This window comes from Amycolatopsis ultiminotia, from assembly GCF_039536925.1.
In the GTDB taxonomy this organism is placed as follows: Bacteria; Actinomycetota; Actinomycetes; order Mycobacteriales; family Pseudonocardiaceae; genus Amycolatopsis; species Amycolatopsis ultiminotia.
Genome location: NZ_BAAAZN010000003.1, coordinates 382,655 through 396,611, shown reverse-complemented (window position 1 = coordinate 396,611; position 13,957 = coordinate 382,655). Strand labels below are relative to the sequence as shown.

General features: G+C 70.4%; 12 protein-coding genes and 1 tRNA gene. 3 read left to right on the top strand and 10 right to left on the bottom strand.

The features are described 5' to 3' along the window. Positions 1–142 precede the first annotated feature (142 nt). The 5 genes from ABD793_RS09570 to ABD793_RS09550 form a co-directional block, all read right to left on the bottom strand. Positions 143–988, bottom strand: coding sequence for a S49 family peptidase (locus ABD793_RS09570; protein WP_344857715.1), 846 nt, complete (start codon positions 986–988; stop codon positions 143–145). An 18-nt stretch (positions 989–1,006) separates the two neighbouring features. Continuing rightward, positions 1,007–2,308, bottom strand: a complete 1,302-nt coding sequence (locus tag ABD793_RS09565) for a sensor histidine kinase (protein ID WP_344857713.1) — start codon at positions 2,306–2,308, stop codon at positions 1,007–1,009. 1,390 nt (positions 2,309–3,698) lie between these two features. After that, positions 3,699–4,559 carry an Fpg/Nei family DNA glycosylase gene (locus ABD793_RS09560; RefSeq protein ID WP_344857711.1) on the bottom strand — a complete coding sequence of 287 codons (861 nt, stop codon included), beginning with the start codon at positions 4,557–4,559 and terminating at the stop codon, positions 3,699–3,701. A 38-nt stretch (positions 4,560–4,597) separates the two neighbouring features. Then, a complete protein-coding gene (locus tag ABD793_RS09555; protein ID WP_344857709.1) occupies positions 4,598–5,038 on the bottom strand; it encodes a DUF983 domain-containing protein in 441 nt (146 codons plus the stop codon). A gap of 108 nt (positions 5,039–5,146) precedes the next feature. Then, positions 5,147–6,697 (bottom strand): zf-HC2 domain-containing protein, encoded by a 1,551-nt coding sequence (locus tag ABD793_RS09550; protein ID WP_344857707.1) that lies wholly within the window; start codon positions 6,695–6,697, stop codon positions 5,147–5,149. Between the two features lie 208 nt (positions 6,698–6,905). Here ABD793_RS09550 and ABD793_RS09545 point away from each other — a divergent pair. Together ABD793_RS09545 and ABD793_RS09540 are read left to right on the top strand one after the other, a co-directional pair. Further along, a tRNA-Gly gene (locus tag ABD793_RS09545) sits at positions 6,906–6,978 on the top strand. A 530-nt stretch (positions 6,979–7,508) separates the two neighbouring features. Next, a complete protein-coding gene (locus ABD793_RS09540) occupies positions 7,509–8,975 on the top strand; it encodes an alkaline phosphatase family protein (RefSeq protein ID WP_344857706.1) in 1,467 nt (488 codons plus the stop codon). Between the two features lie 54 nt (positions 8,976–9,029). On the opposite strand, the gene ABD793_RS09535 is transcribed toward ABD793_RS09540, so the two are convergent. From ABD793_RS09535 to ABD793_RS09515, 5 genes are all read right to left on the bottom strand, one after another. Next, entirely contained in the window at positions 9,030–9,431 is a 402-nt protein-coding gene (locus tag ABD793_RS09535; RefSeq protein ID WP_344857705.1) for an immunity 7 family protein, read from the bottom strand. Between the two features lie 25 nt (positions 9,432–9,456). Then, positions 9,457–9,966, bottom strand: a complete 510-nt coding sequence (locus ABD793_RS09530) for a DUF2716 domain-containing protein (protein ID WP_344857704.1) — start codon at positions 9,964–9,966, stop codon at positions 9,457–9,459. Positions 9,967–10,133: 167 nt separating this feature from the next. Beyond that, entirely contained in the window at positions 10,134–10,754 is a 621-nt protein-coding gene (locus tag ABD793_RS09525) for a hypothetical protein (RefSeq protein ID WP_344857702.1), read from the bottom strand. An 80-nt stretch (positions 10,755–10,834) separates the two neighbouring features. Next, a complete protein-coding gene (locus ABD793_RS09520; RefSeq protein ID WP_344857700.1) occupies positions 10,835–11,317 on the bottom strand; it encodes a hypothetical protein in 483 nt (160 codons plus the stop codon). Positions 11,318–11,616: 299 nt separating this feature from the next. Further along, on the bottom strand, positions 11,617–11,808 hold the full coding sequence (locus ABD793_RS09515; protein WP_344857698.1) for a hypothetical protein: 192 nt from the start codon (positions 11,806–11,808) through the stop codon (positions 11,617–11,619). 1,126 nt (positions 11,809–12,934) lie between these two features. Here ABD793_RS09515 and ABD793_RS09510 point away from each other — a divergent pair. Beyond that, complete coding sequence (locus ABD793_RS09510; protein WP_344857696.1) at positions 12,935–13,951, top strand: hypothetical protein; 1,017 nt, start codon at positions 12,935–12,937, stop codon at positions 13,949–13,951. Positions 13,952–13,957 lie beyond the last annotated feature (6 nt).

Genomic DNA, 13,957 nt, shown 5'->3' with positions numbered 1-13,957 from the left:
CAGCCCTCGGAGCCCGCTCCGCCCGACCGTAAACGGGATGTTCCCCTTTTGCCGCCGACCGATCACGGACCCGTATGCGGCACACGGCCAAGCGGGTTACCCGGCGTACCACGATGCTGGGTCGCGATGACTCAGCGTGGGCTCAGAGGCCGTACCGGGACCACGCCGCCTTGGTGCTGACCGCGTCGAGCAGCGCCCCGGCAGCCGCCGGGGCGCTGAGCCCGAGCCTCGCGAGCAACGGCTTCTTCGGCTCCGCGATCGAGATCTCCGCGTCCGGGAACCGTTTCCCGACGACCTGGCGCAGCGAACCGACCCCGTCGATCAGTCCCAGCTCGAGTGCCTTCTGGCCGAGCCAGACGTCGCCGGTGAAGAGATCCTCGGCATCGGTGAGCCGGTCGCCGCGGCGCTGCTTGACCCAGCCGACGAACAGTTCGTGGAGCTGGCTGTGCATCTTCTCCAGCCACGCAACGTCCTCCGGCTTCTCCGGGCTGAACGGGTCGAGCCGGGACTTGTTCGACCCGGCCGTGTGCAGCCTGCGCTCGATGCCGAAGCGTTCGAGCAGGCCGGTGAACCCGAATCCGCCGCTGATCACGCCGATCGACCCGACCATGGACGTGCGGTGCGCGTAGATTTCGTCGGCCGCGCAGGCCAGCCAGTACCCGCCGGACGCCGCGACGTCCTCGGCGAACGCCAGTACCGGCACCTGGTTCTCGTCGGCGAGCTGACGGATGCGTTCGGCGACGAGGCCGGACTGGGTCGGCGCGCCACCAGGCGAGTTGATCTGCAACGCGACCGCCTTGAGCCGGTCGTGGTCGAAGGCACGGGTGAGCGCCGACTCGACAGTGGCCAGGTTGATCGAACCGCGCGCCAGCGGGGACGGGGTCGGGGTGATCACGCCGTGCAACTTCACGACGGCGACCACGTCCTTGCGTTCGCCGCGGTCGCCGAGCACGGGCAGGCGGGAGGTCAGCTTGTCGGTAACGCTCATCTGCCCAGGCTAACCAGTTCAGTGCGCGGGCAGCATGCCCGAACGTGACCCGTGCACGGCGTCCTGCTCCGGCTGGTCGTCCACCGGAGCCTGCTGCGCCGGCACGTCCGCGGAGTAGTCCGGCATGTTCGGCCGCACGCCGAGCTTGAACTTCGGTACCCGCAGGGTGACCTTCATCCCGGCGCCCGGCGCGGTGTCCACGGTGAGCGCGTAGTCCTCGCCGAACACCTGGCGCATGCGCTGGTTGATGTTGCCGAGCCCGACGTGTGCTCCGGTGCGGTGCGCGTTCTTCAGATCGGTGAGCTGGCGTGGGTCCATGCCGATGCCGTCGTCCTCGACGCTGATCACCGCCTCGTGGCTGTAGTCCTGCGCGATCACCGTGACGCATCCGCCGCTGGGCTTGCTGGCCAGGCCGTGCTTGACCGCGTTCTCCACCAACGGCTGGATGATCAGGAACGGCACCACGACGCTGAGCACCTCCGGCGCGATCTTCATCCGCACCTCGAGCCTGCCGCCGAACCGGGCGTTCTCGATTGTCAGGTAGCGGTCGATGTTGCGCAGTTCCTCGGCGAGCGTGGTGTACATGCCGGAGCTGCGGAACGAGTAGCGCGTGAAGTCCGCGAAATCCTGCAGCAGTTCGCGGGCCTCCTCCGGATCGGTGCGGATGAGCGCGGAGATGGTGTTGAGCGCGTTGTAAACGAAGTGCGGTGAGATCTGCGCGCGCAACGCCTTGATTTCGGCCTGCTGTAGCTGGTTGCGCGATTCCTCCAGCCGCGCGAGCTCGAACTGCGTGCACACGAACTGGCCGACCGCCTCGGCCATCTGCACCAGTTTGCCGCGGGTGCGCCCGACCACGATGAGCGTGGCCTCCGCCTCGCCCTCGACAAGGATCGGCACGATCGCGGCGGTCTTCATCTTGCAGGTGCCGCGGTGGTTGCACGGCATCTGGTTGTGGTTGGCGACGGCACGGCGGTGTTTGCGCAGCGCGGTGCCGATGTCCTCCACGAGGTCCAGATAGTGGTCGGTCGCCTCGCCCGCCCAGGACAACAACGTGCCCTCACTGTCGGTGATGCCGACGGCGAGGCAGTCGAGCACCTCGAGCAGCTCCGCCGTCATCCGGTTGGCGGCCTCCTCACCGAGCCCGGCCCGCAGGTTCGGCGTGGCCTTGGACATCCGGTGGACGGCCTGCAGCACGGCGTCCTGGATGACTCCCTTGGGCCGGCGCGCCCGGAAGGCGAGCGCCAGCACCACGATCACCAGGACGCCGACCAGAGTCCAGGGGACGACCTGCGCGTAGGGGAAGTCGGACACGACGTCCATGCTCTGCGCTCGACCGAGCGGGTGCAAGGTTTGCTCCCCACTTTCTGTCCGGGTACGACGACCGAGGGTGGACAAACCCTACCGTCACTCCCGGTGAGTGTGACGACCTTGCGCCGTCCGGGTGACCGACCTGGCGTTGAGTCACAGTTTGGGGATGTCGCGGTCCCCCTGGTGACGACGGTACGTAAGGGGCGAGGGGGACCTTCACGACTTGGCTACTGCGGACGAGGGGTCGCGGCTTCGGTCGGCCGGGATCGGAGCGGAGTACGCGAGTCGGAGAGCCGGCGCGGGCGGGTTTTGGGGTGGCCTGGGAAGCAGCCGGGCGGTTGGGCGTGGGCGGGGTTCGCGACGGAGCCGGGTGGGTTGGGCTGGACCGGCAGAGCGGGCCAAGCCCGGCTGACAGCTGAGCGGGGCAGAGCAGAAGCCGGGATGGGGCTGGCAGGGCAGAGGTGGGCCTGTCTGGCCGAGGGCCGGCAGCACCGGGCCGGAGTGGGCCGACCGGGCTCGATTGGCCGGGCTCGGTTGGCTGAGAGGTGGGGCTGGCGAGGCGGGGCTGTGGCAGGCAGGGGCCGGGGTGGACTGGGCGGGCTCGACTTGGCTGGAACAGCTGAGGATGGATTGGCGGGCTGGGCTGGCCGGGATCGGGCTGGCAGGACCGGCTGAGGCTGGCCGGGCCTGGATCGGCTGGGCGGGCTCGGCCGGCAGGGCCAGGCTGGGCTGGGGCGAGGCGGCGGAGGAGCTGGGGGTTGGGCAGAGACCAGGGCGAGTGGAACCGAGAACCCTCGATGCGGGCAGAGGTGGAGCGGTTCAGGGGTCGGCACGCTCCGCGTACCGGAGCCTTGGGCACGCACCGGCGTACGGGAGGGAAGGCTGGGTAGCGGGCGAAGAGTGACGACTGCTTGGGGTGGTGGGGTTGGCCGGCACGACGTGACATCACCGCATCCGAAGGGGCCACGGGTCCGGGTACCTTGGACAGCCGTCACATGGCGGGCACGGGCAACCCTCTCGCGGCGGGCCGACACCCTGGACGGTCCTCGCATGGCGGGCAGGTCAGACGACCTTCTCGCGGCGGTCAGCGTGAATAGTCCTCGCACAGCGGACACATCGGGCGGCCCTCTCACAGCAGACAGCGCGAACAGCCCCCACACGACGGACACACCGGGGCGAACACCGCGGGCAACTCAATCCGCCGGTGGGCCTGGTCCGGTTCGCCGGGGCGTGTCAGTCGGTCGGACGTTGCGGCCGGAGGCGTCGTCGGGTGTGTCTCGGTCGGGCGCCGACGGGTCGGGCGGTGCCGCTGCACCTGGCCGCAGGCCGAGCCGACTGCCCGTGCGTATCCGCTGAGACATCGTCGTTCGAGTCCGGGCGGCGATGGTGTCAGCGGCGGCGGTTACTTCAGCAGGCGGGACATTCGCCGGTCGGCCAAGGGTTTGCCGCCGGTTTGGCAGGTGGGGCAGTACTGGAAGGACTTGTCCGCGAAGGAGATCTCGCGGATCGTGTCGCCGCAGACTGGGCAGGGCAGGCCGGTGCGGGCGTGGACTCGGAGGCCGGAGCGTTTCTCTCCCTTGAGCCGGGCTGCCTTTTGGCCCACCGAGCGTTCGACGGCGTCCGCTTCGATTTCGTGGATGGCCTCGGCCAGGGTCTCCAACGCGGCCTCGTCCAGTTTGCCGACCGTCGCGTACGGGGAGAGTTTCGCGCGGTGCATGATCTCGTCGGAGTAGGCGTTTCCGATGCCGGCAATCAAGGACTGGTCGGTCAGCGCCCACTTCAGCCGGGTTCCCTTGCCCGCGAACAGGTTGCGCAGCTGCGTCGGGTCGAGGGCCAGTGCGTCCGGACCCAGCCGGGCCACGCTCGCCACCTCCGCGGGATCGCGCACGATCCACACTGCCAAGCCCTTCTTCGTGCCTGCCTCGGTCAGATCGAACCCGGGACCGGACGCGGACTCCAGGTGCACGCGCAGCGAAATCGGGCCCTTCCCCGGCTTCAACGGCGCCGGGGCCAGCGCGTCCGACCAGCGCAGCCAGCCTGCGCGCGCCAGGTGCACCACCAGGTGCAGATCACCGAGGACCACGTCCAGGTGCTTGCCGTGCCGGGTGGCGGCGGTGATCTCCCGGCCGTGCAGCGCGGTGTACGGCGGATCCGCGGTCTTCAGCACGCTCAGCGACGCGACGTCGAGCCGGAACACGGTGCCACCCACCGCGTGTTCGCGCAGGTGGTGGGCCAGTGCTTCGACCTCGGGCAACTCGGGCATGCCACCAGTCTCGCGCGCCGGGTGCGTTCCGGCCAGACCTACTCGACGGGATGCAGCGGCCCGTCGAAGTCCGGCAGCGAATGCTTCTGGATGGTCTTCGAGATCCGCTTGACCTCGCCGGACACGCTGAACATGCCGCGGATCGTGCCGACCCAGCGCTCCGAAGGCCGGTCGCCGGTCACATCGCCCTCGGTCTCCGCGACCACCGTCCACGGCCTGCGCAGGATCCAACGCAACGGGAAGAACAACAGCACCAGCACGATCGCGAGGAACACCCAGGCAGGCACCCGCACCTCTTCCGGCGTCCACACCACCAGCGCGACCGCGAGCACCGCCGTGACGACGATCATCGCGATGCCAGGGCCGTAACTGCCTGCCACGTCGTGCTCGAAATCGTCCGCCGTGGCGGGCGCACGCCATTCCATCTGGGCACGGACCACCCAGTCGCGGCCGTCTTCGCCGCGTACCAGCCGGTTCATCTGTTGCCTCCCGGGCGACGCTGGAGCTCGGTCAACGTTACCGTGCCGACACCGCACAGCGCGAGGTGCTCACGCAACGTGTTTACCGCTTCGTCCGGTTCTGGCTGTTCAGCGCGTCGAGCTCGAACCGGAATCGGCCGAACCGGTGACGTCCGAATCGGACGTGGTCCCCTCGTACTGGCGGGAAAAGCCGGACTTCGACGTGCCGGAACTCGACGACGGCCCGGTCGGCGTCGTCGTGACCGACGGCGGCAGGTACGACTCCGGCGACGGCACGTAGTCCGAGGACGGCGGCAGATAGTCCGACGACGTGGGCACCTCGGTGCTCTCGTACGTCGAGTCGGTCGACTCCGGCGACGGATCGTCGTCCGGGTCACCCGAACCGGAGGGATCCGTGTCGATCCGCGACTCGGTCGAGGTGCTGCTGCTCGACATCGACGACTGGGTGACCGGTGTGCCGTCCGGCAGATCGTCCCGTGGCGAACCATCGGATGCCGACGACGGCTGCTCGGCAGGCCCATGCGACCGTTCGGCAGGCAGGTTCGGCACGTCCGTCGCGCCGAGGTGCGAGCGCTCGGCTTCGGGCTTCGGGTCCACCCGGCGAGCCCCGTGCAGCATCCCGGTCACGATCCGCGGACCCTGCTGAATCTGCGGCGGTGGCTGGTGCGGCTGCGGCGGCTGCAGCGCCAGCTCCGGCGCACCGCCACCGAGGCCGACGTCCTGCACCGGATGCGAACCGAACACGAGCGGCCCGGCGGTGACACTGGCCGCGCCCGCCGCGACCGTCGACGCCAGCGCCAGCCCGACCTTCACCTTCGAGCCGAACAGCACGCTCTTCACCGTCGCCGCGACACCGCCGCCGGCCTTGCCGATCCCGATCAGCGCAGGCATCGCGACGACCAGCACCTCGGCGTGCGCCCGCAGCGAGGAACACACGTCACGCAGTTCGTCCTGCGTCGCCCGGCACGGCGGGCAGCCCACCAGATGCGCCTTGATCCGCTCCGCCTCGGCGCCGGTGACGCTGCCGACGGTGAACCCGCCCAGCTTCTCCACCACCGCACGGCACGTCTCCGGCCCGCGGTTCACCGACAGGTGCGCCTGCAGATACGCCGCACGCAACCCCTGCCGGGCCCGGCGGGCCAGCGCGGCGGTCGCGTTCGCGGAAAGCCCGAAGTTCGGCGCGACCATGGCCGGCTGTTCGCCCTCGACCTCGGTCTGCCACAGCACCGTCCGCCACCGCTCGGGAAGGCTGGTGAACGCCGTGGTGATCAACGTGCGCTCCGCGGTCTTGGCGTGCGTGTCGGCACCCGCGCCGGCGCGGAAGGTGAGTTCGTCGTCGGTGACCGGCACGTCGCGGCGCGCACCGTGCCATTCCCAGGACACCCGGCGAGCCACGGTGAGCAGGTACGCCCTGATGTAGTTCCGCGGACCGGCACCGCGGCGCAACGCCTGCAGCACCCGGAAGAAGGTCTCCGCGGTGATGTCCTCGGCCTCGGACCGGTCCGAGGCAAGGCTCTGCGAGAGTCTGCGCACGGCTGCCGCGTGGAGTTCGAACAGCTCCCCGAACGCGGCGTCCTCACCCGCGCGGAGCCGCTTCAGAAGTGCCTGCTCATCGGATTCCGAGGCCGCTGGTGGCGGCGCCGTGCCCAGCTCGGTCATCCGGCAGGCACCTCCTCCCCCGAAGGACTCACCATTCGGTCGAATGGGGACACCATACGGAGCCGAAAGCCCCTCGTCACCCCTTGTACGCCCGATGTGACACGGGAGTACCGCGTCAGTGCACGTCGGTACATGGCGCGGGGGCCCCGAAAGGGTCAGTCCGGCCTGGGTATAGTGTGTCTGCAACACCGAGCACCACACGGTTAACGCGGATGTAGCGCAGCTGGTAGCGCATCACCTTGCCAAGGTGAGGGTCGCGGGTTCGAATCCCGTCATCCGCTCGCGGCTGGGGTCCGTGTGTCCACGGAGAGCGTGGACCCGGGCCTCTCGCCATTTCTCCCGGGGGCCGAGCCCCCGGACCCCCACGGTGCTGGCGGTTCTGTTCCGGCATGGTGACGTTGGGGCGGTCTTGGTATTTGGGCGCTGTGGTTCTGGCGGTTGCCGAATCACAGTGGTGACGGCTGTGCGCGGCCAGCGGTATCAGGGGGATGGGGCCTCGGGCGGCCGGTCGGTGTGGTGGCGACTGGCGGGGCTTGGTGTTGGCAGGGGTGGGCGGTTGGTCGGCGGGGGCGGCCTCGCGAAGGGCAGGTGGGCTCGCCAAGGCCAGGTGGGCTCGCCAAGGCCAGGCGGCCTCGCCAAGGCCAGGCGGCCTCGCCAAGGCCAGGCGGCATCGCGAAGGGCAGGCGGGCTCGCCAAGGGCGGGGGAATGCCTTTTGTGTGGGGGTTCGGGGGGCGTTTTCATGTGGTGTTCTGATGGTGTTTGCGGTTGGTCGCCTTTGTGAGTGACCCGCGGGAGTCAGGGTGTCTGGCTATGACCGAACTGACTCGTCGCCGTCTCCTCGGATCCGCGGCCGGGGCCGCGGCTGCCGCCACCGCCGCCACCCTGCTGCCGCCCAGCGTCCAGGCCGCGCTCGCGCAAGGGGCGCCAAAACACGGCTCGCTCAAGGACATCGAGCACGTCGTTCTGCTGATGCAGGAGAACCGGTCGTTCGACCACTACTTCGGCACGCTGTCCGGTGTCCGCGGGTTCAACGACCCGCACGCGGCGAAACTGCCCAACGGGCGCTCCGTCTTCTACCAGCCGGACACCGAGAACCCGGCGGGCTACGCGCTGCCGTTCCACCTCGACACGCACGCCACGAACGCGCAGAAGATCCCGTCCACCTCGCACGCCTGGCAGGTACAGCACGACGCCCTCAACGGCGGGAAGATGGACAGCTGGCTACCCGCGCACCGCAAGGCCGACGGCAAGAACGGCCCGTACGTGATGGGCTACCACACCCGCGCCGACCTGCCGTTCCAGTTCGCGCTCGCGGAATCGTTCACCGTCTGCGACGCCTACCACTGCTCGGTGCTCGGACCGACCTGGCCCAACCGGATGATGTGGATGACCGGGACCATCGACCCCGACGGCGAGCACGGCGGGCCGATCCTGGACAACAAGGCGCCCACCGGCGGCTACACCTGGACCACCTACGCGGAGCGGCTCCAGGCGGCAGGCGTCAGCTGGAAGGTCTACGAGCAGGACGACACCTACGGCTGCAACATGCTGGAGAACTTCGCGAACTTCCAGAAGGCGTCCGCCGATTCGCCGCTCGCGGTCAACGGCCTCACGCATCGTCCGGAAGGCCAGTTCGAATACGACGCGCGCAACGACAAACTGCCCACCGTCTCGTGGATCATCTGCACCTCGACAGCATCCGAACACCCGGACTACACGCCGGCCGAGGGCGCCGCGTTCGTCGCATCCAAGATCGACGCCATCGCGTCCAACCCGGACGTATGGGCCAAGACCGCGTTCATCCTCAACTACGACGAGAACGACGGCCTGTTCGACCACGTCATCCCGCCGACGCCGAAGCCGGGCACACCGCACGAGTTCGTCACGAAGACCTCACCCGGCGGGACCAAGGGCAACGGACTCTCCGTCGGCGCGGGCTACCGCGTGCCGTGCATCATCATCTCGCCGTGGACCGCGGGTGGCTGGGTGTGCGGGGAGAACTTCGACCACACCTCGACGTTGCAGTTCCTGGAGCAGGTCACCGGCGTGCCCGAGCCCAACATCTCCGACTGGCGGCGCAGCACGTTCGGCGACCTCACCTCGGCGTTCCGGTTCCAGGACGACAAGTCGAACCCGCCGACGCTGCCCGACACCTCCGGGCCGCTGACGCTTTCCCGCTACGAGGCGGCCGCCCTGCCTGCGCCGACCTTCCCCGGCAACGACCAGAAGCCGCCGCACCAGGAGCCGGGCAACCGCCCGCAGACGCCGCGGCGCTGAGCCGCACCGGAACGCCGCTGCCCGCCGGAAACCCCGGTGGGCAGCGGCGGACCGTCACAGTTCGTAGGAGTCCAGCACGGTCGGCGCGACCGGCGTGAGATGCGGGTCGACGTGCTCGCTGACCTGGCCGCGAGCCATCCGGTACACGCGGAAATCGTTGTCGTGCTCCGGGTCCTGGTCGTCCCACACGTGCAGCAGACCGTAGGAACCGGGGGCGAGTTCGCCGACCCTGGCGAACGTCTCGAGCAACTCCGGTGCGATGGCTCCGCCGTGCTTGTCCAGACCACCGAGGTGCAGCATCGGCAGCCCGGAACTCCAGCGGAGATCGACGAGATCGAGTGTGCCGGCGTCGCGGAGGGTGCGGTGCACGCGGTCGACGAGGCGCTCGAGCAGCGCCGCGTCGTCGTCACCGCTCGCGGTGGCGGCGATGGTCACCCAGCCGTGATATTCGAACACGCTGGAGACGGTAGCAGCGCCGTGATCAGCGGGTCAGCGCCGACGGTCTGCCGTCCCGGCGGAGCACGGCGTTCAGCACCCCGTCGCCGTGCTTTTCCACAGCGGGCAGGAGTTGTTCGCCGAACGCGCAGAAGGTGCGTTCCCACGGGTGCCCGAGGGTGCCGAAGCGGAAGTCCGCGGCCAGGAACAGGTGGTAGTCGCCGCGCGGGAACACCGGCACCGGCCACACCGCGTTGTCCGCCATCCGGTGCGGCCAGAACTTGAACGACTGGTGCTGCCAGTGCAGCACCCACAGCCACTCGTCCTCGGCGACCGTCTCCCGCAGCGCCGCCAGCACGACCCGCGCGAGGTCGTGTTCCTCCACCGCGTACGGGCCGAGCCGGAACTCCGCGGACGCCCGGTCGTATTCGCCGGTGGAGAGATCCCACGTGGCCGACGGTGCCGGTTCGCGGAACCCCGGCCAGTCGTGCGCGAAGGTGCTCGGCCAGAAGCCGAGCTTGTCGTAGACCCAGTACCAGGCGGGTTCGTCGGCCACTCGGGAGAGTGGTTCCCATGCTGCAGCAGCATTCACTTGTCGACCTCGAAGTCATCGGCCGGGCTCGAATCTGCGCAAAGCTTCGTGTTTGGGGCCGGGATTGTCCAGTCCACCGGGGCTGAGCGGCAGAGGTGTCACTCGACCGAGTGGAGCCGCTGATCCGCCCATCAGGCCGCATACCACAGGGTGACGAACGCCGACGCCTCGCTGAACGCCCACGGCCGCAGCCGCCCCCGATCCCTGGCGGACAGGGTGAACTCCTTGGCCCTGCGCACGTCGACCACCAGTGCCTCGCCGCCCGGCAGCAGGTCCGGCATCCCCTCGCTGAGCAGCCACAACGCGAGCCGCGCCGCGTCACGGTGCAACGGCTCCTCCTTGAAGTACAGCCAGGTGGCGAACCGGCGGCCGGTGGACTTGCGCAGCCCGAGCTGCGGACTGACCCCCACCGCCAACTCCCCCAGCGAGCAGCGTGTGCGCCCGACGTCCAGCAGCTGCGGGTCACGCCGGCCGAGATAGCGCAGCCAGCCATCGGCGACCGCGGCGTAGTGCGGCCGGGTGCGCTCGTCGGCGTGCTCGACCAGCGCACGCATGGCCTGCTCGTCCTGCCTCGCCGCGCGGCCGGCACGTACCGCGTTGGCCGCTCGGCGGTAGTAGTTGAACGCGGCTCGCGCCGGGTCCTCGTACAGCCGGCGCTGCCGCCGGACGAACGACGACCGCGACGGGCCGGTGCTTGCGCTGTACCCGACGAAGGTGGGCAGCGTGACGTAGGCAGGCGAGGACGAGGACATGGCGGGCCGCCTTCCGATCGTGGAGTTGTTTCCCCAGAACACGGCCAATTTTAGAACATGTGTACGACAGTTTTTTACGCTCAACGGGTGACAGGCGGCCACGGCCCGGCGAGCAGCTGGCGGGCCTGTTGCCGGATCTGCTGCGCACAGAAGCTGAGCGGGGTGACGTCGGTGGGGATCCAGGCGGCGAGCAGCGCGAACCACCGGCGGAGTTCGGCCAGCGCGTCCGGACGGCCGAGCCTGCCGTCCAGTTCGTCGAACGACGTGGCCGCCTCGCCCAGCGGCACTTCGCCGCGCACCATGACGCCGAGGCAGCGGCCGAGCAGCTGCCACCGCGCGGACTCGGCGTCGGCAGGCAGCTCGATGCCGAGCTCGTCGATGACCTGGGTGAAGAGATCCACGGCAGCGCGATCGTCACTGCCCGCCAGCTCCGGCAACGACGGTGAGTCCAGCCCTTCGACCACTGCGCGCACCCCGGCCGCCACGAGATCGCCGGAAGGTACGTCGAGGCCGGCCAGCCGGTCCACGGCCAGTGCGGCGAGCACACCGCGCGCGCAGGACATACCCCGATCCTACGGATACCACGGCACCCTGGACGCCGCGCGCGCCGCGCGGAAGGATCGCGCCCGACGAGCGAACCGGAACCTCCCCAGGGCCGGGCGCGTGAAACACTATCGCCCGAACCGGTGACAGGGAGTTGCGCAATGAGCTGGCAGGAAGAGCTCCGGCGAATGGACGCCGAATTGGCCGCCGGCCGCCTCGGGCACGCCGAACACCGGCGCAAACGCGACGAACTGCTCGCCGAAGCCTCCGGTGGCGCCGCGGCCTCCCCGGTGGCGTCCCCGCAGCGCTCGACCGGTGGTCAGGCAGCACCGCCGTCCGTGGCGGGCACCCCCTGGGCACCCGGGACGGCCCCCGCGAGCGCCCCGTGGACCCCGGACGCCGAATCGATCGCGGGCACGCCATGGGCAGGCGGCACGACCCCGCAGGCGAACCCGTCCTGGACGCAGGACACGAGCGCGGCCCCCGGCACGACCGGAACACCGGACGACACACGCGCACCGGACCCGGCTCCGGCCGAAGGAGCTGCGGCGGGACCGGCACAAACCCCCGCCGAGTCGCACCCGAGCACCGATTCACCGGCGCCCACCGGTACGGCGGAAGGCACCACCGAGACCGCAACGACGGAGGGCGCCGCGGCAACGAGCGCGGAGCCAGGCTCGCCACCGAACGCCGCCGTGGCAGGTAATGGCGAGACAGCACCAGCCACCTCCGCCACGACGGAGGGCGGTGGAGCCACGGCAACTTCCAGCGCGTCTCCCGAAGGTGCCGTTGCGACTCCCGCAAGCGCCAGTGCGGCAGCTCCCAGCGCCGCACCAGAAGGTGTCGGTCCGACGAGCGCCGGGGCGTCTTCCGCAGGTACGTCTGAAGGTGCTGGTCCGGCGAGTCCTAGCGCCGCGCCCGTAAATGCGCCGGAAGGTGCCGGCTCGACGAGTCCCGGTGCTCCATCGGCAAGTACGCCCGAAGGCTCCGGCGTAGCGGCTGCCAGCGCCCCAACCGCGGGTACACCCAAAGGCGCTGGTCCGGCGGGTACGGCCGGGAGCGACGTGACCGGAACGCGGGGAGACACCGGCACGAGCACGTCGGCGCCGGCCACCGGTGCGGGCGGCGCCTCGACTGGCCCCGTGTCCGGGGCGCCGACGGGCAGTGCGAGCGCACCTGCATCCGGTGCCACGGACAATCCGGCAGCGACCACCACCGGCTCGGCAAGCCCCATGTCCGGAGCACCGGTCAGCCCGACGGGTTCCGCGGCCGGAGGTGCCACCAGCTCGGCAGGCACCGCGGCCGGGGCGGCGGCCGATCCGTCTGGGGTCTCGGTTAATCCGGCAGCGGCTGCCGATCCGTCTGAAGGCCCGGCCGCTCCGTCCGGGCCGGCGGACAATCCGGCGGCGTCGGGGTCCGGTGCCGCGCCAGCCAATCCGGTGGTCCCCACGCCCGGGGCGCCGACGGTTGGCCCCTCTGGCACGTCCGCTGCTCCGGCGCCTGGTTCGACGGCGCCGGCTGCCGCTTCCGGCACGTCGGCCGGGCCTTCCGGTGGCTGGCCGGGCACGGCTCCGGCGCAGTGGGGCACGGCCGGATCCGCGCCGGGAACGGGCGGCTGGGCCAGTGCCAACCCCGCGATGCCCCAGCAGAACCAGCCGCACCAGCAGTCAGCAAACCAGCCGCACCTGCCGAACCAGCAACCGAACCAGCCGGGTCAGCAACCGCCGAACCAGCCGTACCAGCAACCGCCGAACCAGCCGCAGCAGTACCAGTCGCAACAGCCCGCCCAGTCGTTGCCGAACCCGCAGGCCGGCACTTGGCCTGCGGCCGGCGGGCAGCCCGGCTCGGCCGAGCGGGCGCCGCGGTCGCCGATCACCCGGGTGCCGCGGTGGGATCCGGGTCAGCCCGGTTCCGCCGATCGGCCGACGACCGCGCCCAGTCCGGCGGATCTCGCCCAGACCGACACGTTCGCGGCGGTCGGGCAACCGGAACCGCGGCGGCTGTGGGAGGAAGAGCCGACTCCGCGGAAGTCGCGGCCGACCTGGTTGTTCCTGTCGCTCGGGGTGCTGGTCGTGCTCGCGCTGGTCGTGGGTGGCATCTGGTACTTCGGCGGCAAGTCCGACACCTCGAACGACGCCGACCAGGTCTCCCCGCCGCCGGTGCCGACCTCCAACCAGCCAGCCTCGCTCGAGGACAAGCTGCCTGCGCTGTCCGGTAAGCCCGGCCAGGACAACTCGACGATGGCACTCGACAAGGCCGTGCAGGTCAGGGCCGTTTCCCAGGCCGACGCGGACCTGATGCGCGCGGCAGGCGCCGACGAACTCGTCTACCACGCCTACGCCGAAGCGGCCAACGGCACGCTGATGATCGCGGTGCCCGCCGGCTCGCCCGCACAGGCAGGGCAGCTGGTGCAGGGACTGCGGCAGAACCTGGTCACCGGCGGGTTCGACAGCACTCCGCTCGGGCCCGCGGCCACCGACCTGCTCTACTCCGGCAGCAGCCCGGCCGGTCGGGTCGTGGCGTTCTGGTACACCTCCGGCTCGGTCGCCGTCGGCGTCGGCGTGTCGGCGCCGCTCGACGCGGATCCGGCGGCGCTGCGGTCCCGGATCGAGCAGATCCGGGCGAAGGTCGCGGCCACACTGCCCGCCCGCTGAACGACG